Raw genomic sequence first — 19,529 nt, forward strand, 5'->3', positions numbered from 1 at the left:
CTAGGCTGCCCCCGAGGAGGTTTCCTTGGCGGAGGAACACGACATAGGTGGCTCGACGGTGCGCCGGCTGCAGGTCGGCGCTCACCTTCGTGCCCTGCGCCGGGCGCGCGGGCTCTCCCGCGAGCAGGCCGGCTACGAGATCCGCGCGTCCGAGTCCAAGATCAGCCGGATGGAGCTGGGCCGGGTCGGCTTCAAGGAGCGCGACATCGTCGACCTGCTCCGGCTCTACGGCATCGACGACCGGGCCGAGCACGACCGGATGCTCACGCTCACCCGGGAGGCGAACGCGCCGAGCTGGTGGCACTCCTACGGTGACGTGCTGGACACCTGGTTCCAGAACTATCTGGACCTGGAGCAGGCGGCCGAGCTGATCCGGACGTACGAGGTGCAGTTCGTCCCGGGGCTGCTGCAGACCGACGCGTACGCGCGGGCGGTCATCCGGCTCGGCCACGGCAACGCCGGCGCCGACCAGATCGACCGGCGGGCCGGGCTGCGCATGGAACGCAAGAAGGTGTTGCAGCGCTCGGACGCGCCCCGGCTCTGGGCCGTGCTCGACGAGGCGGTGCTGCGCCGGCCGATCGGCGGGCGGGCGGTGCTGCGTGAGCAGATAGTCGCGCTCATCGAGACGTGCGAGTCGGCGAACGTACGGCTGCAGGTCGTCCCGTTCGACTCCGGCGGTCACGCCGCGGCCGGCGGCGCGTTCAGCATCCTGCGGTTCCCGCACGAGGAACTGCCCGACGTGGTCTACATCGAGCACCTGACCAGCGCGCTGTACCTGGACAAGCGCGAGGAGGTGGACCACTACGCCGCGGCGATCGGCCGGTTGTTCATCGAGGCCCAGCCGCCCGCCGAGACCCCGAAGTTCCTGGAACGCATCCTCGACGACCTGGACGCCGGCAAGATCTGACCCCGCGAGGCCGTCCCGGAGCCGGGCCGCGGCGCGGGTCCCCACTCCGGCTGGTGCTCAGGGCTGTTTTTTCCCGGAAAAACAGCCCTGAGCGCCAGCCGGGCACCGCGAGCGGCCAGCGCTGTAAGCCGCCGGGCCAGAAGCGGGCGGGTCAGAAGCGGCGGGTCAGAAGCGGATCGCGGTGCGGGTGCGGGTGACCAGGGCGACCGTGCAGCGCGCCCGATGCAGCAGGTGCCGCCCGACCGACGGCCGCAGCACCAGGCGCAACGCCCGCCGGGACCGGGCGCCGGCCACCACGAGCTGCGCGCCCGCCGCGGCCTGGGCCAGGACCTCGCCCGGAGCACCGACCACGACCTCGGCGCTCACCGGCACGCCCGGGAACCGCCGTCGCCAGCAGCCGACCATCGCCTCCAGCCGGCCGCGTTCCTCGGCGACCGCGCGCAGGTTCGTCTCGCAGAGCATGTCCCGGCCGTCCGGCGGGGACCAGCCGTGCACCGCCCGCAGCGGCACTCCTCGGACGGCGGCCTGTTCGAACGCGAAGCCGAGCACCGGCCCGGCCGCCTCGGACTCGTCGACCCCGGCGACCACCGGGGCGGTGACCGGCGGTTCGCCGCGGACCACGACGACCGGGCAGTGCGAGTGGGCGCTGACCGAGCCGCTGGTCGAGCCGAGCCACGCGCGCACGCCGGTGGGCGGCCGGCCGCCGAGGACCACCAGCGCGGCGTCGGCGGCCCGCTGGATCAGGGCGACGGCGGCGGTCGAGTGTTCGACGCGGGCCGACACCCGTACGCCGGGATGGGTGTTGGTCGCGGTGTCGACGGCCCGGCCGAGCATGTCGGCGACGGCCAGATCGGTGTCGAGGTCGGGGTAGACCGCGGCGGCCGGCATCATCGCGGCGGCCGGGACGTAACTGGGCCACTCGTAGGCGTAGACGAGCTCGACCGGAAGTCCGCTCCGTTCCGCCTCGTCGAGCGCCCAGCGCGCCGCTTGGCGCGCCTCGGCCGAGCCGTCGTAGCCGACGACGATCCTCTGGGTGTGCACGGCGGCGCCTCCTCTGCCCTGCTTCCCCCGATCGTGCGTGCTGGACCCGCCCCGGGCAAGGGTGTGTGGCCCGTCACATTATGGGCCCATCGCTTCGATGTGGACAGGACCTTCGGCACTTCCTCCGCCACACCGGTCGAAAAGACCGTGGGTCACCCAGCGGCAGACGATGGTGACATCGTGGTTACCAGGATCACTCGTCCGCTGTTCGGGATCGGAAACATGGATTTGATCTTCGGCCGTTAGCCTCCTCGCGCCGCGCCAGGGTCGTCCGGCACTGCCATCCGGCGCCGTAAAACGTTTGAGGAGATCTGAATGGCTGTGAAGGCCGAGTACCTGTGGACCGACGGAACCGCTCCGACCGCGAAGCTCCGGTCGAAGACGAAGATCCTGGCCGCCGGCGAGCAGCCGCCGATCTGGGGTTTCGACGGCTCCAGCACCAACCAGGCGCCCGGTGACAAGTCGGACTGCGTGCTGCGCCCGGTCTTCGTCTGTCCGGACCCGATCCGCGGCGGCGAGCACATCCTCGTGCTGTGCGAGGTCGAGCTGATCGACGGCACCCCGCACCCGACCAACACCCGCGCCCCGCTGCGCGCGGTCGCCGAGAAGTACGCCGACCAGGAGGCGATCTTCGGCATCGAGCAGGAGTACACGTTCTTCAAGGACGGCCGCCCGCTCGGCTTCCCGGCCGGTGGCGGCTTCCCGGCCCCGCAGGGCGGCTACTACTGCGGCGTCGGCTCGGACGAGGTCTTCGGTCGCGAGATCGTCGAGGCCCACATGGACGCCTGCCTCGAGGCCGGCCTGCACCTGTCCGGCATCAACGCCGAGGTCATGCCCGGTCAGTGGGAGTTCCAGATCGGCCCGGTGGCCGCCCCGCAGGTGGCCGACGAGCTCTGGGTGGCCCGCTGGCTGCTCTACCGCATCGCCGAGGACTACGGGATCTCCGCCACCCTGGACCCGAAGCCGGTCAAGGGCGACTGGAACGGCGCCGGCGCGCACACCAACTTCTCCACCAAGGCGATGCGCGAGAACTACGACGCGATCATCACCGCGGCCGAGTCGCTGGGCAAGAAGCGCCAGGAGCACGTCGACGGCTACGGCGCCGGCATCGACCAGCGCCTGACCGGCCTGCACGAGACCGCCCCGTGGACCGAGTACAGCTACGGCGTGTCCGACCGCGGCGCGTCGGTGCGCATCCCGTGGCAGGTCGAGAAGGACGGCAAGGGTTACATCGAGGACCGCCGCCCGAACGCGAACGTCGACCCGTACGTGGTCACCCGCCTGCTGATCGACACCTGCTGCGAGGCCCTGGCCCAGGCCTGAGACCTCTGAGCCTCAGCGGAGATACGCGCGGGCACCGGTTCCCCGGTCGCCCGCGCGTATTCCTTTCCGGTCCCGGATTACTCCGGTAGGCGCGTTTCGCGCCGCCGGGTGTCATGATGGGCCGGGCAGACTCCCATGGCAGGGAAAGGTACGACGGTCGATGGCGAGCTTCGAGGCGAGGTCAGCCGTTGAGCCTGACCGCGTCACCGTGTTCCTGGCCGGCGATTGCGACCTCGCGGCGCGTGACCGGCTCACCGCCGCGCTGCTGGACGCGGTGAGCCGTGCCGGCCAAGTCTTCGTGGACGTCGCCGAGGTCGGTTTCCTCGACTCCACCGGTGTGCACGCCCTGGTCACCGCCCACCACGCGGCGCAGGGCCGGGGCGGGCGGCTCTACGTGACGAACGCCGGCGGCCCGGTCGCCGCCGTCCTCGAACTGACCGGGCTGGACGCGCTGCTCCAGGCCCCGGCCGAAGAGCGCCGCCATGCCTGAGCAGCCCACCGACACCGACGGCATGTCGTACACCGAGCCCGACGATCTGCGCACCGTCCGCACGTTCGTCGCCGAGCGGGCCCGCGCCCTCGGCCTGCCCGCCGCCCGCGTCGACCTGCTCACCCTCGCGGTCAGCGAGCTCACCACCAACACCCTGCAGCACACCGGCGGCGGCGGCCACATCCGCGTCTGGGTCGAGGACGGCCGGTTGCTCTGCGACGTGGTCGACGGCGGCGGGCCGCGCCCGTTCGGCCGCGCCATGCCGTCGGCCGAGGCGATTCGCGGCCGTGGCCTGGCCATCGTCGAGCGCGTCTGCGACGCCGTCTACACGACCACGGTCCCCGGCGGCACCCTGGTCCGCATCTGCCTCAATCTTTAAAACCCTTGCGCGTACGTCATCGGCCAGCGCTCGCCCAGCCCCGGCCGCGCCTCCCGCGCCCGGCCGGCCTTCCGGGGTGCGTCACGACCCTTGAGGCACCCCGGAACCTGGTTTGACCGCAACCAAATGACCACGTCGCCCTTTCGGGCCTCGCGTTCTGGCCGCGCCAGCGGCCTGCGAGGGTCGGAAGGGTCCCCGCGGGAGCGACGGTCTGTACCCCGGCCTACCGAGGCAATGAAGAATGTGATCTTGGGGTTTGGTGTGAACCGAGGTCGGGAGTCGTTCAGGTTCGGACGTGGACGGCGAGTGTGCACGTGTCGTCGTCCGGGCTGGGCGCGTGCAACAACCGGTGGATGGTCGGCAGCGGGTCGGTGCCGGGCGCGGCCGACACCGCGCTGAGGTGGTCGCGCACCTCGGCGGCGCGGCGGGCCACGTCCCCGCGGCGTTCGACGAGCCCGTCGGTGTAGAAGAGCACCAGGTCACCGGGGTGCAGCCGGGCGTTGGCGACCGGGAAGTCGGCTTCGGTCTCGGCGCCCAGCAGCAGCCCGGGCGGGCGGTCGAGGTCGGTGCTGCGCCCGTCGCGGCCGAGCATCGGGGCCATGTGGCCGGCCCGGGCCCACGGCAGCAGGCGGGTGTCCGGGTCGTAGACGCCGACGACGGCGGTGCCGGTGATGCCGAGCTGGGCGCACAGCCGGTTCAGGTGCCGCAGCAGCAGGCCGGGGTCGCGGATCCCGACGGACAGCCACGCGACCAGGGCGAACCGCAGGTGGGCCATGCCGTTGGCGGCTTCCATGCCGTGCCCGGCGACGTCGCCGACGGCGAGCGCGACCCGGCCGTCGGGCAGGGTCTGCGCGTGGTACCAGTCGCCGCCGACCTGCAACGCGCTCTCGGCCGGCAGGTAGCTGACCATCGCCTGAAGACCGTCCAGTTCGAACGAGCCGGCCGGCACCGGCTGGATCATCTGCTGCAGCTGCCGGGCCAGCCGGTGCTCGGCCAGCGCGGTCAGCTCGCCGATGCGGACCTGGTCGCTGAGGCGTTCGATCTCGGTGCGGGTGGCGACGCGGGCGGTCACGTCCTGCACGACCGCGTAGATCTTCACCGGCCGGCCGGTCGCGTCGAGGGACAGGTCGGAGAGGATGCGCAGGTGTTTGACCTGCTCGCCGATGCGGAAGCGGACGGTCACGTCGGAGGTGGCGCCGACGTCCAGGGTCTGCCAGGCGGCCTCGGCGATCCCCCGGTCCTCGGGGAGGATGCCGGCGGCCTGGTCGGCGCGGGACAGCGGGCCGTGCGCGGGGTCGCGGGCGAAGATCCGATACATCCCCGGGGACCACTCGGAACGGCCGGTGACCAGCTCGTACTCCGCCCAGCCGAGGCTGCCGAGCAGCTCGGTGCTCTCCATCCGGCGGCGGTGCTCGTCGACCCGGTTCCACCAGACCAGCAGGCCGCCGAGCACGGGGTGGACGGTGATCTCGAAGCGGGACTCGGCGACGACACCGGGGCGGGACTCGTCGTAGCGGAACTCGTCCATGGTGGCCGGCTCGCCGGTGCGCATCACCCGCAGGTAGAGCCGCCAGAGCGGGCCGTCCACGAGCGACGGGTAGAGCTCGCTGAACCGGCCGTCGACCCGTTGCGTGCCGCGGCCGTAGATGTCGCGGATCTGGTCGCTGGTCGCGGCGACCCGGAAGTCGACGATCCGGCCGTCCGGTGCGGTGATCGGAAGCAGCCAGCTGCAGCCGGCGGGCACGGCGGCGAGCAGTTCGCGGACCACCTCCTCGTCGGCCATCTCCGCAGCCTACCGGCCTCCGAGGGGCAACTCCCAGCACGACTTGGGCGATACCGCCGAAAAGACATGAGACGGCTTCTAGAGTGGGTCCTGCCACCAGGGAGGACATGATGCAGCCGGACACCAGCGTCACCGCGCGGACCGCGTCACCGGTTGTGCGTGGTCTGCTGGAACGGGTGCTGGGCGACCGCAGCCTGCTGGTCAAGAGCACGATCACCGCGGCCTGTGTCGCCGTGGTCGCGCTGGTCGTGACCATGGTCTCGCTCAGCCGGATGGCCCAGCTCAGCGACGACCTGGGGCTGATGAAGGCCCATCACGTGGACAGCATGGAGCAGATCGCGAACATGCGTGAGGGCATGACCAACATGTTCCGCGGCATGCTGCTCGTGTCGTCGGCCCAGGGTGACAAGACCAATCAGCTGTACCAGCTCGGCATCACCGGCGCGGCCGACGCCGACAAGGAGCTCGACGAGTCGGCCGCCGCCTACCGGAAGATCGCCACCGATTCCGGGGCCAAGGACAGGCTGACCCGGCTCGACGCGTTCGCCACGGCGATGACGCGGTACCGGGCGCTGCGCGACGTGATCATCTTCGGGAAGACGCCGCCGTCCGGCTTCGAGATGCCGGCCGTCGATCAGATCCTGCCGGCGTTCACCGCCGCCGAGGACGGCATCAACACCTCCATGGCCGAGCTGCAGAAGGCCGAGGAGACCGACGCCGACGCGATGACCGCCCAGGGCGATCGGGCGTACCAGCGGTCACGCCTGATCACCCTGGCCGGCCTGGTGATCGGTTTCGTGGTGGCGGCGTTCGTCGGGTTCGGCGTGACCCGGCTGATCAAACGGCAGCTGGCCACCGTGTCGTCGGCGCTGCGCGCGGTTGCCGACGGCGATCTGACCGTGGCCGCCGAGGTCCGGTCCCGCGACGAGCTGGGCCAGATGGCGCAGGCGGTGAACCGGGCCCGGGAGGGCCTGCAGACCACGGTCCGGCAGCTCACCCACGACGCCGGCGCGCTCGGGACGGTCACCGAGCGGCTCAGCGGCATCACCGGCCGGCTCGACGCCGAGGCGCGGCAGGCCGCCGAGCAGGCCGGCATGGTCGCCGGTACGGCCGACGACGTCTCCACCAGCGTGCAGTCGGTGGCGGCGGGCAGCGACGAGATGGGCGCGTCGATCCGGGAGATCTCGGAGAACGCGAGCAGCGCCGCGCAGGTCGCGGCCCGCGCGGTCGGGGTCGCCCAGGCCACCAACGACACGGTGGCCAAGCTGGGCACCTCGTCGGCCGAGATCGGCGACGTGGTCAAGACGATCACGACGATCGCCGAGCAGACGAACCTGCTGGCGCTCAACGCGACGATCGAGGCGGCCCGCGCGGGCGAGGCCGGCAAGGGTTTCGCCGTGGTCGCCACCGAGGTGAAGGATCTGGCCCAGGAGACCGCGAAGGCCACCGAGGACATCTCCCAGCGGGTGCAGGCGATCCAGGCCGACACCGAGAACGCGGTGACCGCGATCCAGGAGATCTCCCGGATCATCTCGGAGATCAACGACTACCAGGTGACCATCGCGTCGGCGGTGGAGGAGCAGACCGCCACCACCAACGAGATGAGCCGCAGCATCGGCGAGGCGGCCAACGGCAGTTCGAACATCGCCGGCAACATCAACGCGGTGGCCGGCGCCGCGCAGGCCACGACGGCCGCGCTCGGCGAGGCCGACGCGTCGATGGTCGAGCTCACCCGGGTCACCGGTGAGCTGCGGGACGTGGTCGCGCGCTTCCGGGTCTAGTGTCCGAGCAGCAACTGGACCCGGCGCAGCAGGTCGGCCGGGTCGAGCGGCTTGACCAGGTAGTCCTCGGCCCCGACGACCCGCGCCAGGTCCAGGTCGGCCGGCTCCCCGCGCCCGCTGATGAAGATCACCGGGATGTGCGCGGTCTGCGGTGACGAGTGCAGCTCGTAGCAGAAGCCCAGCCCGTCCAGCCCCGGCATGCACAGGTCGAGCAGCACCAGCGACGGCCGTTCGCCCACCGCGAGGGCCATCGCGGTCCGGCCGTCGGAGGCGACCAGCGTCCGGTATCCGGCCGCCCGCAGCCGGGTGCCGACCAGGTCACGGATGTCCTCGTCGTCGTCGGCGATCAGCACCGTGGGCGGTTCCAGAGCGGCCGACCAGTCGCCCATCGGCCAGGTCAGGCCGGCCTCGGCGTCGCTGAACGTCAAGGTGGTGGTGGAGGACTGGGACATCTCCGGCTCCTTCTGCGGTGGGACCCGTGAGATCGTCCGACCTTCCCCGGTCGGCAGGGATCTCACAGGTGCGATCGGGTTGCGGATCGCCCGGTGGCTTAGGTTAGGGTTACCTAATGACCCAGACCGTTGTTCCGTCGACCGAAGCGGTCCCGTTCCGGTTCTTCCCGGTCACGGTGGCCCGGATCACCCGGCTCAGCCCGAGCTTCGTGCGCGTCACGTTCACCGGCGAGGATCTCGACAAGTTCGCCGACAACGGCTTCGACCAGCGGATCAAGCTGCTCCTGCCGCTCGCCGACTCCGGCCTGGACCACCTGCCGACCGGCGAGGACTGGTACACGCAGTGGCGTTCCCTGCCGGCCGAACGGCAGAACCCGATCCGGACGTACACGGTGCGCAACGTCCGCGCCGCCGACCGCGAGGTCGACGTCGACATGGTCCTGCACGGCGTCTCCGGCCCGGCCTCCCGGTGGGCCGTCGCCGCCGCCCCCGGTTCCATCGCCTGCCTGCTCGGGCCGAACGCGGAGTTCACCGGCAACTCCGGCGGCATCGACTTCCACCCGCCGGCCGGCACCAACCGCGTCCTGCTGGTCGGCGACGAGACCGCCGTCCCGGCGATCGCCTCGATCCTGTCCCGCCTGCCCGCCGACACCCGCGGCGAAGCCCTCCTCGAAGTCCCGGAAACCGGCGACGAGCTGCTCGTCTCCGCCCCCGCGGGCATCCGCGTGACCTGGATCCCGCGCGACGGCGCCGACCACGGCGTCAAGCTCGTCCCGGCCGTCCAGGCCGCCGCCGCCCATCTGCTCGGTGACGCCGCCGGCGTCACCACCGCCGACCTCGAGGACGTCGACGTCGACGAGGACCTGCTCTGGGAGGTCCCGGACGGTACCGAGGCCACCGACGGCTTCTACGCCTGGCTCGCCGGCGAGGCCGCCGTCATCAAGACCCTGCGCCGCCACCTGGTCGCCACCTGCGGCGTCGACCGTCGCGCGGTCGCCTTCATGGGCTACTGGCGCCTCGGCCGAGCCGAATGCTGAAAACCTTCAAAATCTTCATTGCCTAGGTCCGCCGGGGTACAGACCGTCGCTCCCGCGGGGACCCTTCCGGGCCGAGCAGGGCGCTGGCGCGCCCAGAACGCTCAGCCCGCAAGGGCGACGTGGTCGGGTGGTCGCGGTCAGAGCAACAAACCCGTCGACGGCGGCTGGCATGCTGGCCGGATGCTCACGCCCGCCCGGTCGCTCGTCCTGAACCGCATCGCCGACGCGATCCCCGACCGGGGTCCGGGTTTCGTCCGGGTCGGGGTCGACGGGCCGGACGGCTCGGGCAAGACCGTCCTCGCCGACGAGCTGGCCGCGGTCCTGCGCGATCGGGGCCGCCCGGCCACCCGGGTCTCGATCGACGACTTCCACCAGGTCCGGGCGCTGCGCCACCACCGCGGGCGGGACTCCCCGGAAGGTTTCTGGCGGGACTCCTACGACTATCCCCGGTTCCGCGCCGACGTCCTGGACCCGTTCGGCCCGGACGGTTCCGGCCTGTACCGCCCGGCCGCCCACGACGTCACCACCGACGCCCGGCTCGACCCGGACCCGCGGCAGGCCCCGCCGGGCACGGTCCTGATCGTCGACGGCATCTTCCTGCACCGCGACGAACTGGTCGCCGGCTGGGACTTCTCCCTCTTCCTGGACGTGCCGTTCACCGAGACGGCCCGACGGATGTCCACCCGCGACGGCACCCCGCCCGACCCGTCCCACCCCGGGATGCGCCGCTACGTCGAGGGTCAGCGCCTCTACTTCGCCGCCTGCTCCCCCGCACACCGCGCCACCCTGGTCATCGACAACACCGACCCGTCCGCCCCCACGATCCGCTGACCCCGGAAACCGCAACCGCCCAGCAGGCCCGCGACCCCCGCCGGGCGCAGGGGTTCAGCTCGGCCTGATGACTTCCAGGCCGGTGACCGTGCCCTGGTAGTACGTGCGGTCGATCGCCGTGCCCGCGGTCTGCAACGGGTTGACCAGGCCGTAGCCGAGCAGCGCCTTGTCGCTGACCGCCCCCGTCCCGGCGTCCACCGCCGCCGCGTAGAACCCGTTGAGCAGCCCGTCCTGCACGACCGTGTACAGCTTGCCGTCGGTGACCGAGAGCCGCGGCAGGGCAGCGCTGCGGGTGGTCGTCACCCAGGTCGTCGCGCAGCCGCTGCCGGCCGTGTTCACGTCGATGCGGGCGACGCCGCCGTCGAAGTCCGCGTCGGCGGGGACGCTGGGGCCGGCGTCGTCGGGCAGCGCCGGGTAGTCGTACCCGTAGGTGTTGGTGATGAAGATCGAACGCCCGGACGCGACCGCCGCGTTCTCGGTGCCGCTGGCCGCCACGGACGTGAAGAGCGGCTGCACGCACAGCGGCACCCCGGCCCCGTCGGTACGCAGCACGATCAGGTTCATGTGCGGGTCGGCGTTGTCGGTGATCGCCACGTACTCGTAGCCGGTCGCCGGGCCGAAGAACACCGGGGTCGCGCCGCTGCCCCAGGAGAGCTGACCGGGTTTGCGGGCCGGCCCACGGTCGTACGCGTAGCGCCAGAGCAGTGTCGGCACCGCGGTCGTGGTGTCGAACACGTAGAGCGCGTGATCGCTGGTCACGGCGAAGCGCCCGGGCACGGTGGAGACGCTGTTGGCCACCTTCTCGCCGTCCGGCAGCCGATAGCCGGCGCCCGCCCCGGCCACACCGACCGTGCCTCCCGAGGTGACGAACCAGACCCTTCCGTCGTACGCGGGAATCACCCCGACAACCGCATCACCGTCGGCGATCTGCGACGCCAGCGAGGTCTTCTCCACGACCGTGAGGGTGGTCGCGGTGTGGGCGATCCGCAGCAGGTCGCGGTTGCCGTCCACGATGACGACCCGGTCCTGCTCGTCGAGGTACGCGTAGACCCCGCCGAGCAGCGCGCCCTTGGTGATCGAGAGCGAGGCGACCGCGTTGCCGGTGTTCTTGTCGAGCAGTTTCAGGCTGGGCGCCTGTCCGATGTATTCGGTGCAGAGCGCGAGCAGCGCCCCGTCGGCCCCGTGCAGCAGGGTCGGGCAGGCCGCGAGCAGGGTCGACCGGGTCACCGTGACCGGGCGGCCGGCGAACCCGGCCCCGGTGAACGTCTTCGCCGAGGCGCTGTCGCCGTGCGTGGTCGCCCCGCCGGCCGGTGCGGTGTACGGATTCTGCGGCGCGGCCGGCCCGAAGGCACTGGTGGCGGCGTGGGCGGGCAGGCCGCTGAGCGCGCCCGCGGCGAGCGCGAGGGCGGTGACGGCCGCGGCCCGGCCTCGGATCGAAGACACGGTCTCCCCCAAGTACACAGACGTTTACAAAGATCGATCCGGAGCCTAGCCACGCCCGCCCCGATGGTCAATATCCCTATAGGAGAAGTAGGTGACGGCACACGTGGTCGCGGCGGAGGCCTCACGTGGCGGCGGCGCCCGCCGATGGTCGAGCCATGACCGTCGCCCGCTACGCCGCCCGGACCGCCGCGTTCGCCGCCGTCTACCTGCTGTTCTCGTGGGTCGGATGGTCGTTCGTGGCGCTCCCGGTCGCCGCCGTCTGGATGCTCGCGCAGGGCCACTGGGGGCTGCGCCGATTCGACGTGATCACCCTGGTCACGATCACCACGGCGGCCTCGATCGCCGGCGGCACGTCGATGCTCGCCGGGTTCGGCGCGGCCGCCCTGATCACGTTCCCGGCGATGATGTTCGCGCTGCTGGTCGAGCGGTGGCTGCCCGGCTGGTGGCAGGGCCACGGCGATCGGTTCCGGTCACGGCGTACGCGCCTGGCCCGGGTCGCCGCCGCGGCCGCCCTGTGCGCCGTCGCGTTCGTGGTCCTCTACGCCGTGCTGCTCGGCATACCGATGTTCGGCCTGCTGATCGAGCCGGTGCTGCTCACCGCCGCGGTGTTCGTGGCCGCGCTGGCCGGCCGCGCGCTCAACCGGGGCCGTACGCCGCGCGTGACCGGGCTCACCCTGGTCCGCTGACCGACCGGATTTTTGTCGGTCACTCCTGCTACGGTCGCGCCGCTGGTTCAGACAGGGAGAGACCGGAGACAGGAGCCGTCCATGACCTTCCACAGCCACGACGACACGTTCGCCGGCCTGCCGGTGACCGAGTTCCCGGGCGGCACCGCGACCGGTCCGACCGCCTGGCGCGTGTCGTTCGAGGATGAGGACGTCTCCCAGGCGTCACTCTCCGAGGGCTTCCGGGACGTGTTCGAGACGTTCCTGACCGCCCACGGCGCGACCACGGAGTCCCTGGTCATCGGCCCGTGGGGTTATGCCGCGTTCGCCTACGCCCCGCTGGAGCAGCTGATCGCGGCGGCGCCGCGCCTGCCCCGGCTGCGCTCGCTGTTCCTCGGCGACATCACGTTCGACGAGTGCGAGATCTCCTGGATGAAGGTGGGCGACGTCAGCCCCTTGATCACCGCGTTCCCGCAGCTGGAGACCCTGCAGGTGCGCGGCGGGGAGGATTTCTCCTTCTCCCCGGTCGCCAGTGACGGCCTGCGCCGCCTGGTCGTGCAGTCCGGCGGCCTCCCGGCCGGTTTCACCGCCGCCGTGCTCGGCTCGGCCTTTCCGGGCCTGACCGACCTGGAGCTGTGGCTCGGCACACCGGACTACAGCGGCGACACCCGGGTCGCCGACCTGCGCCCGCTGCTCGACGGCACGCTCTTCCCGCAGCTGTGCCGCCTCGGCCTGCGCAACGCGGAGATCGCCGACGAGCTCGCCGCCGCGGTCGCGCACGCCCCGGTCGTGGCCCGGCTGGAGTCGCTCGACCTGTCCATGGGCGTGCTCAGCGACCGCGGCGCGACCGCGCTGCTGGCCGGCCAGCCCCTCACCCACCTGCGCGAGCTGCACCTGCAACACCACTACATGTCCGACGAGACGGCCGCCGCCGTGGTCGCCGCGCTGCCGGAAACCCGGGTCGACGTGAGCGAGCCGCAGGGGGAGGACGACGACGACCGCTACGTCGCGGTCTCGGAGTGACATGCGCGCGCTGATCGGCACCCACGACATCCTCATGGTCACCCTCGACACGCTGCGCCACGACGTGGCCGCCGAGCTGGCCGCCACCGGCCGCACGCCGAACCTGGCCCGCGTCCTGCCCGGCGGCGCCTGGGAGCGGCGGCACTCACCGGCCAGTTTCACCTATGCCGCCCACCACGCGTTCTTCGCCGGTTTCCTGCCCACCCCGGCCGATCCGGGCGACCACGACCGGCTCTACGCGGCGGCGTTCCCGGGCAGTGTGACCTCCGGGCCGCACACCTGGGTCTTCGACGCGCCCGACCTGCCCACGGCCCTGGCCAAGGAGGGCTATCACACGCTCTGCCTGGGCGGGGTCGGCTTCTTCAGCCGCAGCACGGCACTCGGCCAGGTGCTGCCCGGCCTGTTCGCCGAGGCGCACTGGGAGCACACGTTCGGGGTGACCGCGCCGGATTGCCTGGGCGCCCAGCTCGACCGCCTGGAGACGTCACTGGCCGCGGTCCCGGCCGGGCAGCCGGTGTTCACGTTCCTCAACGTCGCCGCCATGCACCAGCCGAACCGGCACTACGCCGGCCTCGACGAGGACACCCGGGAGAGCCACGCGGCCGCGCTGGAATATGTCGACGGTCTGATCCCCCGGCTGTTCGACCTGGTCCGCGGGCGGGGGCGACCGGTCTTCACGATCCTCTGCTCGGACCACGGCACGGCGTACGGGGAGGACGGCCACACCGGTCACCGCATCGGCCACGAGGTCGTCTGGACGGTGCCGTACGCGCAGTTCACCCTGGCCGCGTCATGATCGGCGCCTCGCCCTACCAGGGCTATCTGTACGCGTATCCGCACAAGACGTCGTACCGTCCGCTGGATCCACGCCCGGCCCTGACCGACGTGTGGCGCGACGAGCCGAGGGACGCGCTCTTCCTCTACGTGCACATCCCGTTCTGCGAGATGCGCTGCGGTTTCTGCAACCTGTTCACCCGCGCCAACGCGCCCGCCGAGCAGGTCACGGCCTACCTTCGTCAACTCCGCGAGCAGGCCGGCCGCGTCGCCCTGGACGGCGCGGTGTTCGCCCGGGCCGCGTTCGGCGGCGGCACGCCCACCTATCTGGACGCCGCCGAGCTCCAGGATCTCTTCGACATCTGCACCACCGTCATGGGCGCCGGCCTGCCCGGCATCCCGCTGTCGGTCGAGACGTCGCCGGCCACCGCCACCCCCGACCGCCTGGAGGTGCTCTCGGCGTACGGGGCGACCCGCGTCAGCATCGGCGTGCAGAGCTTCCTCGATGCCGAGGCCCACGCCGCCGGCCGCCCGCAGCGCCGCGCCGACGTCGAGCGCGCGCTCGGCGCGATCCGCGACGCCCGCATCCCGGTCCTCAACCTCGACCTGATCTACGGCATCGACGGCCAGACCCCGGCGTCGTGGCAGCTCAGCCTGGACGCGGCCCTGCAGTGGCGGCCCGAGGAGATCTTCCTCTACCCGCTCTACGTGCGCCCGCTGACCGGCCTGGGCCGCCGCGCGGTCAGCCGCGACGACTGGGACGCGCAGCGGCTCGCCCTCTACCGCCAGGGCCGGGAGACGCTGCTCGCGGCCGGGTACCGGCAGGAGTCGATGCGCCAGTTCCGGCTCCCCTCGGCCCGCGACGACGGCCCGGACTACTCCTGTCAGGACGACGGCATGATCGGCCTGGGCTGCGGCGCCCGCTCCTACACCCGCGAACTGCACTACTCGTTCGACTACGCGGTCGGGATCTCCCAGGTCCGCGCGGTCCTCGACGACTACATCGCCCGGCCTCCGGCCGATTTCGCGTACGCGGAGGTCGGCTTCACGCTGGAGCCCTTCGAGCAACGGCGCCGCTGGCTGATCAAGTCCCTGCTGCGCACCGAGGGGCTCGACCCGGCCGCCTACCGCAAACGCTTCGGCACCGACCCGGAGGCCGACTTCCCGCAGCTCACCCACCTGGTCGAGGCCGGGCTGGCCGAGCCCGGGGGCCTGCGCCTGACCCCGGCCGGGCTGGAACGGTCGGACGCGATCGGCCCGTGGCTGACCTCCGAGTCGGTGCGCTCGGCCATGGCGGGATATCAGCTCCGATGAACCTCTCCGTGCTCTACCGGGGCCCGCTGGCCAGCTGCAACTACGACTGTCCGTATTGCCCGTTCGCCAAACGCCACGACCCACCGGCACTGCTGCGCGAGGACCGCGCCGCGCTGGAACGGTTCACCGCCTGGGCCGCCGAGACCACCGACGTACGTCTGCAGATCCTGTTCACGCCGTGGGGCGAGGGCCTGACCCGCAGCTGGTACCGCCACGCCTTGGTGACGCTGTCCCACCTCCCGCACGTCGACCGGGTCGCCATCCAGACGAACCTGGCCGTCCGCACCGGCTGGCTCGCCGAGGCCGACCCCGCGTCCACGGCGCTCTGGGCCACCTACCACCCGGGCCAGGTCACCCGCGAGCGTTTCCTGGCCCGCTGCGCCGCGCTCACCCGCCTCGGCGTGCGCTTCTCGGTCGGCGTCGTCGGCCTCCCCGAGCATCACGAGGAGGCGCTCGCCCTCCGCGCATCACTTCCCCCCGAGGTGTACGTGTGGGTCAACGCCGCCGAGGGAAGGCGCTACACCCCGGCCGAGGAGGCGGCGTGGACGTCGCTCGACCCGCTCTTCGGCTACAGCGTCCGCCCGCACGTCTCGCTCGACCGGCCGTGCCACGCCGGCGAGACCGCGATCTCGGTCCTCGGCGACGGCACCGTCCGTCGCTGTCACTTCATCCAAACCAGGATCGGCAATCTGTACGACGGTTCGTGGCGCTCCGCGCTCAAACCCCGCACCTGCGTGAACAGCATCTGTGACTGTCACATCGGCTACGTCCACCTCAAGCCGCTCGGCCTCCACGACGTCTTCGCCGGCGGCATCCTGGAACGCATCCCCGCCGCGTGGCCCTTTCGTGCCGATTCTGCCGGTTCTGTCGGTTCGGGGACACCAGTCCGGTCACTCTCCGGATAGGTTCGGCCACAACTCCGCCTGAAGGGGCATCTTCGACAGGAGAGGTGAGCGATGACCACGAACGCGACCGAGCAGCTCCACACCACCACCCCGGACGACCTGGACTCCCCGTCCCGCCTGCGCCAGGCGGTGACCACGGTCCGCACGTCCCGCCCGGCCCAGGCCGTCTCCACCCACCGCAAACCCGTGGCCGCCACCCTGCTGGCCCTGACCGCCACCGCAGCCGCCGCCCTGTTCCTCCTCCGCAAACGCCTCGCCAAGCCGGCCCCGCGCCCCCGCTTCCCCTTCCTCCGCCGAGCCTGACCCTTTCAGTCCCCGCCGCGGCCCACCCCGAGCCGGCCGCCCCTCCACCTACCTGCCACCCCAGCCGGCCACTCGGCCACTCCTCAGAGGCGGGCCGAGCCGGGCCACCCCGAGCCGGCCCAGCCGAGCCGACTCACCCTTCAGAGCCGGCCCGTTCTGTCCAGCTGGTCCACAGAGGTCCTTCCAGCCGCCGGAGGCACCCCTCACGACCAGCTGACCGGAGCGGGCTGGACCGGAGGGGTGTTTCTGGGTTTTGCGGGGTGTGCCTGATTCGGTATCCATCGAAGGGGCTTGACTTCTGGGGGTGGTTTTCGGCATAGAAGGCAGGAGGACCAGAGAGGAGTACGGGGGCCCAACGGCACAGGAGGGGCGATGCGGATCAGTGACATTCTCCGGACCAAGGGCGACAACGTGGTGACGGTTCCACCGGACCTGCCGGTGGAGGGCCTGGTCAGCAAGCTGGCCCACCACCGGATCGGCGCCGCGGTGGTATCCCGGGACGGCGCCACGGTAGACGGCATCGTCAGCGAACGCGACGTCGTCCGCGCACTAGCCGAACGAGGCCCGGCCGTCCTGGCCGAGCCGGTCAGCACCATCCAGACCACTCAGGTACGCACGGTCTCCCCCGAGGCCCAGCTCGAAGACGTCGAACGTCTCATGACCGAACACCGCTTCCGCCACGTTCCCGTGGTGGTCGACAACCGCTTGGCCGGCGTGGTCAGCATCGGCGACGTGGTGAAGAACCGCATCGACGAGTTGGAGTCCGAACGCAGCACCCTGGCCGACTACATAACCGGCGACCGAAGCTGATTCCGGTTACCGGCTGATCGTGTCGCCGCGGCCGGTCTGGGCGGCGGCCGTGATCGCGTCGGTGACCAAGGGGAAAGGCTGACCCGCTGGTTTTCGGGCAGCAAAAAGAAACGCCCACCCGGAACCCGGGTGGGCGTTTCCATAAGTTAAGTCCGGCGGCGTCCTACTCTCCCACACCCTCCCGAGTGCAGTACCATCGGCGCTGGAGGGCTTAGCTACCGGGTTCGGAATGTAACCGGGCGTTTCCCCTCCGCTATGACCACCGAAACAGCCATCAGCGAAACAAAACCAGCAACCTTTACGGGATCTCTCCCGACAAGGGTGGTTGTTCGTTTGCTGTGAATCACACAGTGGACGCAAGCGCAATGTTTAGGGTGGTTAAGCCCTCGGCCTATTAGTACCGGTCAACTCAACACGTTACCGTGCTTACATCTCCGGCCTATCAACCCAGTAGTCTAGCTGGGAGCCTTACCCACTCAAGGTGGTGGGATACCTCATCTCGAAGCGAGCTTCCCGCTTAGATGCTTTCAGCGGTTATCCCTTCCGAACGTAGCCAACCAGCCGTGCCCTTGGCAGGACAACTGGCACACCAGAGGTTCGTCCGTCCCGGTCCTCTCGTACTAGGGACAGCCCTTCTCAAGTATCCAACGCGCACGGCGGATAGGGACCGAACTGTCTCACGACGTTCTAAACCCAGCTCGCGTACCGCTTTAATGGGCGAACAGCCCAACCCTTGGGACCTGCTACAGCCCCAGGATGCGACGAGCCGACATCGAGGTGCCAAACCATCCCGTCGATATGGACTCTTGGGGAAGATCAGCCTGTTATCCCCGGGGTACCTTTTATCCGTTGAGCGACACCGCTTCCACACGCAAGTGCCGGATCACTAGTCCCGACTTTCGTCCCTGCTCGACCCGTCAGTCTCACAGTCAAGCTCCCTTATGCACTTACACTCAACACCTGATTGCCAACCAGGCTGAGGGAACCTTTGGGCGCCTCCGTTACCCTTTAGGAGGCAACCGCCCCAGTTAAACTACCCACCAGACACTGTCCCTCGACCCGATCAGGGCCGCAAGTTAGATACCCAAACCCAACAGAGTGGTATTTCAACAATGACTCCACCCGAACTGGCGTCCGAGCTTCACAGTCTCCCACCTATCCTACACAATCGAATTCAGATACCAATGTCAAGCTATAGTAAAGGTCCCGGGGTCTTTCCGTCCTGCCGCGCGTAACGAGCATCTTTACTCGTACTGCAATTTCGCCGGGCCTGTGGTTGAGACAGTGGGGAAGTCGTTACGCCATTCGTGCAGGTCGGAACTTACCCGACAAGGAATTTCGCTACCTTAGGATGGTTATAGTTACCACCGCCGTTTACTGGCGCTTAAGTTCTCCGCCTCGCCCCGAAGAGCTAACAGGTCCCCTTAACGTTCCAGCACCGGGCAGGCGTCAGTCCATATACATCGTCTTACGACTTGGCATGGACCTGTGTTTTTAGTAAACAGTCGCTTCCCCCTGCTCTCTGCGGCCATACCACGCTCCACCAGCAAGTGGCTTCACGCGTCCGGCCCCCCTTCTCCCTAAGTTACGGGGGCAATTTGCCGAGTTCCTTAACCACAGTTCACCCGTCGCCTCGGTATTCTCTACCTGACCACCTGTGTCGGTTTAGGGTACGGGCCGCTCGAAACATCGCTAGAGGCTTTTCTCGGCAGCATAGGATCAATGACTTCACCAGAACGGCTCGGCATCACGTCTCAGCCTATTGCCATGCGGATTTGCCTACATGACGGCCTACACGCTTACCCCGGCACAACCACCGGCCGGGCTCATCTACCTTCCTGCGTCACCCCATCACTAAACTACTACCCAACAAGGTCCTAGTCTCCCGCATCGCCGGCCGAAGCCATTGAATTGATCAAGTAGTTAGTACATTGAGGTTCGTCTTGGGCGTTTCTTTGCGGGTACGGGAATATCAACCCGTTATCCATCGACTACGCCTCTCGGCCTCGCCTTAGGCCCCGACTCACCCAGGGCGGATTAGCCTGGCCCTGGAACCCTTGGTCATCCGGCGGAAGGGGTTCTCACCCTTCATTCGCTACTCATGCCTGCATTCTCACTCGTACAGCGTCCACACCTGGATCACTCCGGCGCTTCACCCGCTGCACGACGCTCCCCTACCCATCCACACTAACGTGTGAATGCCACAGCTTCGGCGGTGTGCTTGAGCCCCGCTACATTGTCGGCGCAGAACCACTTGACCAGTGAGCT

18 protein-coding genes and 2 rRNA genes (1 of these 20 running past the window's edge) are annotated in these 19,529 nt (G+C 70.0%); 14 read left to right on the plus strand and 6 right to left on the minus strand.

The window, feature by feature from the left end; genetic code table 11:
• The first annotated feature begins 25 nt into the window (after nucleotides 1–25).
• Nucleotides 26–907: a helix-turn-helix domain-containing protein gene (locus tag ACSHV8_RS28655; RefSeq protein WP_436520542.1), complete on the plus strand. Its 882-nt coding sequence runs from the start codon at nucleotides 26–28 to the stop codon at nucleotides 905–907.
• Nucleotides 908–1,072: 165 nt separating this feature from the next.
• Here ACSHV8_RS28655 and ACSHV8_RS28660 read toward each other — a convergent pair whose 3' ends face one another.
• Nucleotides 1,073–1,948: a universal stress protein gene (locus ACSHV8_RS28660; RefSeq protein ID WP_436520544.1), complete on the minus strand. Its 876-nt coding sequence runs from the start codon at nucleotides 1,946–1,948 to the stop codon at nucleotides 1,073–1,075.
• A gap of 315 nt (nucleotides 1,949–2,263) precedes the next feature.
• On the opposite strand from ACSHV8_RS28660, the gene glnII reads away from it, so the two are divergent.
• From glnII to ACSHV8_RS28675, 3 genes are all read left to right on the plus strand, one after another.
• Complete coding sequence (gene glnII / locus ACSHV8_RS28665; RefSeq protein ID WP_436520546.1) at nucleotides 2,264–3,271, plus strand: glutamine synthetase; 1,008 nt, start codon at nucleotides 2,264–2,266, stop codon at nucleotides 3,269–3,271.
• A gap of 160 nt (nucleotides 3,272–3,431) precedes the next feature.
• Complete coding sequence (locus tag ACSHV8_RS28670; protein WP_436520548.1) at nucleotides 3,432–3,761, plus strand: STAS domain-containing protein; 330 nt, start codon at nucleotides 3,432–3,434, stop codon at nucleotides 3,759–3,761.
• Nucleotides 3,754–4,140, plus strand: coding sequence for an ATP-binding protein (locus ACSHV8_RS28675; RefSeq protein ID WP_436520550.1), 387 nt, complete (start codon nucleotides 3,754–3,756; stop codon nucleotides 4,138–4,140). The genes ACSHV8_RS28670 and ACSHV8_RS28675 overlap by 8 nt, the downstream gene beginning before the upstream one ends.
• A gap of 283 nt (nucleotides 4,141–4,423) precedes the next feature.
• On the opposite strand, the gene ACSHV8_RS28680 is transcribed toward ACSHV8_RS28675, so the two are convergent.
• Nucleotides 4,424–5,923, minus strand: coding sequence for a PP2C family protein-serine/threonine phosphatase (locus tag ACSHV8_RS28680; protein ID WP_436520552.1), 1,500 nt, complete (start codon nucleotides 5,921–5,923; stop codon nucleotides 4,424–4,426).
• A 107-nt stretch (nucleotides 5,924–6,030) separates the two neighbouring features.
• Between ACSHV8_RS28680 and ACSHV8_RS28685 the strand changes: the two genes are divergently transcribed.
• Complete coding sequence (locus ACSHV8_RS28685) at nucleotides 6,031–7,704, plus strand: methyl-accepting chemotaxis protein (RefSeq protein ID WP_436520554.1); 1,674 nt, start codon at nucleotides 6,031–6,033, stop codon at nucleotides 7,702–7,704.
• On the opposite strand, the gene ACSHV8_RS28690 is transcribed toward ACSHV8_RS28685, so the two are convergent.
• Nucleotides 7,701–8,156, minus strand: a complete 456-nt coding sequence (locus tag ACSHV8_RS28690; RefSeq protein WP_436520556.1) for a response regulator — start codon at nucleotides 8,154–8,156, stop codon at nucleotides 7,701–7,703. The genes ACSHV8_RS28685 and ACSHV8_RS28690 overlap by 4 nt on opposite strands.
• Before the next feature lie 116 nt (nucleotides 8,157–8,272).
• On the opposite strand from ACSHV8_RS28690, the gene ACSHV8_RS28695 reads away from it, so the two are divergent.
• Nucleotides 8,273–9,193: a siderophore-interacting protein gene (locus ACSHV8_RS28695; RefSeq protein ID WP_436520558.1), complete on the plus strand. Its 921-nt coding sequence runs from the start codon at nucleotides 8,273–8,275 to the stop codon at nucleotides 9,191–9,193.
• 180 nt (nucleotides 9,194–9,373) lie between these two features.
• Complete coding sequence (locus ACSHV8_RS28700) at nucleotides 9,374–10,024, plus strand: uridine kinase (RefSeq protein WP_436520560.1); 651 nt, start codon at nucleotides 9,374–9,376, stop codon at nucleotides 10,022–10,024.
• 54 nt (nucleotides 10,025–10,078) lie between these two features.
• On the opposite strand, the gene ACSHV8_RS28705 is transcribed toward ACSHV8_RS28700, so the two are convergent.
• A complete protein-coding gene (locus ACSHV8_RS28705) occupies nucleotides 10,079–11,467 on the minus strand; it encodes a hypothetical protein (RefSeq protein WP_436520562.1) in 1,389 nt (462 codons plus the stop codon).
• A gap of 155 nt (nucleotides 11,468–11,622) precedes the next feature.
• Here ACSHV8_RS28705 and ACSHV8_RS28710 point away from each other — a divergent pair, with 155 nt between their 5' ends.
• From ACSHV8_RS28710 to ACSHV8_RS28740, 7 genes are all read left to right on the plus strand, one after another.
• Nucleotides 11,623–12,153, plus strand: coding sequence for a hypothetical protein (locus ACSHV8_RS28710; RefSeq protein ID WP_436520564.1), 531 nt, complete (start codon nucleotides 11,623–11,625; stop codon nucleotides 12,151–12,153).
• 81 nt (nucleotides 12,154–12,234) lie between these two features.
• Nucleotides 12,235–13,155: an STM4015 family protein gene (locus ACSHV8_RS28715; protein ID WP_436520566.1), complete on the plus strand. Its 921-nt coding sequence runs from the start codon at nucleotides 12,235–12,237 to the stop codon at nucleotides 13,153–13,155.
• 1 nt (nucleotide 13,156) lies between these two features.
• On the plus strand, nucleotides 13,157–13,951 hold the full coding sequence (locus tag ACSHV8_RS28720) for an STM4013/SEN3800 family hydrolase (protein WP_436520568.1): 795 nt from the start codon (nucleotides 13,157–13,159) through the stop codon (nucleotides 13,949–13,951).
• Nucleotides 13,948–15,243 (plus strand): STM4012 family radical SAM protein, encoded by a 1,296-nt coding sequence (locus ACSHV8_RS28725; RefSeq protein ID WP_436520570.1) that lies wholly within the window; start codon nucleotides 13,948–13,950, stop codon nucleotides 15,241–15,243. Before ACSHV8_RS28720 ends, ACSHV8_RS28725 begins: the two co-directional genes overlap by 4 nt.
• On the plus strand, nucleotides 15,240–16,148 hold the full coding sequence (locus ACSHV8_RS28730; protein ID WP_436520572.1) for an STM4011 family radical SAM protein: 909 nt from the start codon (nucleotides 15,240–15,242) through the stop codon (nucleotides 16,146–16,148). Before ACSHV8_RS28725 ends, ACSHV8_RS28730 begins: the two co-directional genes overlap by 4 nt.
• A gap of 51 nt (nucleotides 16,149–16,199) precedes the next feature.
• Complete coding sequence (locus ACSHV8_RS28735) at nucleotides 16,200–16,451, plus strand: hypothetical protein (protein ID WP_436520574.1); 252 nt, start codon at nucleotides 16,200–16,202, stop codon at nucleotides 16,449–16,451.
• Nucleotides 16,452–16,823: 372 nt separating this feature from the next.
• Nucleotides 16,824–17,261, plus strand: a complete 438-nt coding sequence (locus tag ACSHV8_RS28740; RefSeq protein WP_436520576.1) for a CBS domain-containing protein — start codon at nucleotides 16,824–16,826, stop codon at nucleotides 17,259–17,261.
• A 150-nt stretch (nucleotides 17,262–17,411) separates the two neighbouring features.
• Here the strand turns inward: ACSHV8_RS28740 and rrf are convergent.
• Nucleotides 17,412–17,528 (minus strand): 5S ribosomal RNA (gene rrf, locus ACSHV8_RS28745).
• A gap of 107 nt (nucleotides 17,529–17,635) precedes the next feature.
• Nucleotides 17,636–19,529: ribosomal RNA gene (locus ACSHV8_RS28750) — 23S ribosomal RNA — on the minus strand; it runs 1,182 nt beyond the window's last position.

The sequence above is a fragment of the Actinoplanes sp. HUAS TT8 genome, assembly GCF_051380535.1.
In the GTDB taxonomy this organism is placed as follows: Bacteria; Actinomycetota; Actinomycetes; order Mycobacteriales; family Micromonosporaceae; genus Actinoplanes.

What these genes read in the sequence shown, in the direction of transcription:
- ACSHV8_RS28730 (WP_436520572.1), top strand. Translation starts at nt 15,240, where the DNA reads ATGAACCTCTCCGTGCTCTACCGGGGCCCGCTGGCCAGCTGCAACTAC.
- ACSHV8_RS28735 (WP_436520574.1), top strand. Translation starts at nt 16,200, where the DNA reads ATGACCACGAACGCGACCGAGCAGCTCCACACCACCACCCCGGACGAC.
- ACSHV8_RS28675 (WP_436520550.1), top strand. Translation starts at nt 3,754, where the DNA reads ATGCCTGAGCAGCCCACCGACACCGACGGCATGTCGTACACCGAGCCC.
- glnII (WP_436520546.1), top strand. Translation starts at nt 2,264, where the DNA reads ATGGCTGTGAAGGCCGAGTACCTGTGGACCGACGGAACCGCTCCGACC.
- ACSHV8_RS28695 (WP_436520558.1), top strand. Translation starts at nt 8,273, where the DNA reads ATGACCCAGACCGTTGTTCCGTCGACCGAAGCGGTCCCGTTCCGGTTC.
- ACSHV8_RS28715 (WP_436520566.1), top strand. Translation starts at nt 12,235, where the DNA reads ATGACCTTCCACAGCCACGACGACACGTTCGCCGGCCTGCCGGTGACC.
- ACSHV8_RS28720 (WP_436520568.1), top strand. Translation starts at nt 13,157, where the DNA reads ATGCGCGCGCTGATCGGCACCCACGACATCCTCATGGTCACCCTCGAC.
- ACSHV8_RS28700 (WP_436520560.1), top strand. Translation starts at nt 9,374, where the DNA reads ATGCTCACGCCCGCCCGGTCGCTCGTCCTGAACCGCATCGCCGACGCG.
- ACSHV8_RS28670 (WP_436520548.1), top strand. Translation starts at nt 3,432, where the DNA reads ATGGCGAGCTTCGAGGCGAGGTCAGCCGTTGAGCCTGACCGCGTCACC.
- ACSHV8_RS28710 (WP_436520564.1), top strand. Translation starts at nt 11,623, where the DNA reads ATGACCGTCGCCCGCTACGCCGCCCGGACCGCCGCGTTCGCCGCCGTC.
- ACSHV8_RS28685 (WP_436520554.1), top strand. Translation starts at nt 6,031, where the DNA reads ATGATGCAGCCGGACACCAGCGTCACCGCGCGGACCGCGTCACCGGTT.
- ACSHV8_RS28690 (WP_436520556.1), bottom strand. Translation starts at nt 8,156, where the DNA reads ATGTCCCAGTCCTCCACCACCACCTTGACGTTCAGCGACGCCGAGGCC.
- ACSHV8_RS28725 (WP_436520570.1), top strand. Translation starts at nt 13,948, where the DNA reads ATGATCGGCGCCTCGCCCTACCAGGGCTATCTGTACGCGTATCCGCAC.
- ACSHV8_RS28740 (WP_436520576.1), top strand. Translation starts at nt 16,824, where the DNA reads ATGCGGATCAGTGACATTCTCCGGACCAAGGGCGACAACGTGGTGACG.
- ACSHV8_RS28680 (WP_436520552.1), bottom strand. Translation starts at nt 5,923, where the DNA reads ATGGCCGACGAGGAGGTGGTCCGCGAACTGCTCGCCGCCGTGCCCGCC.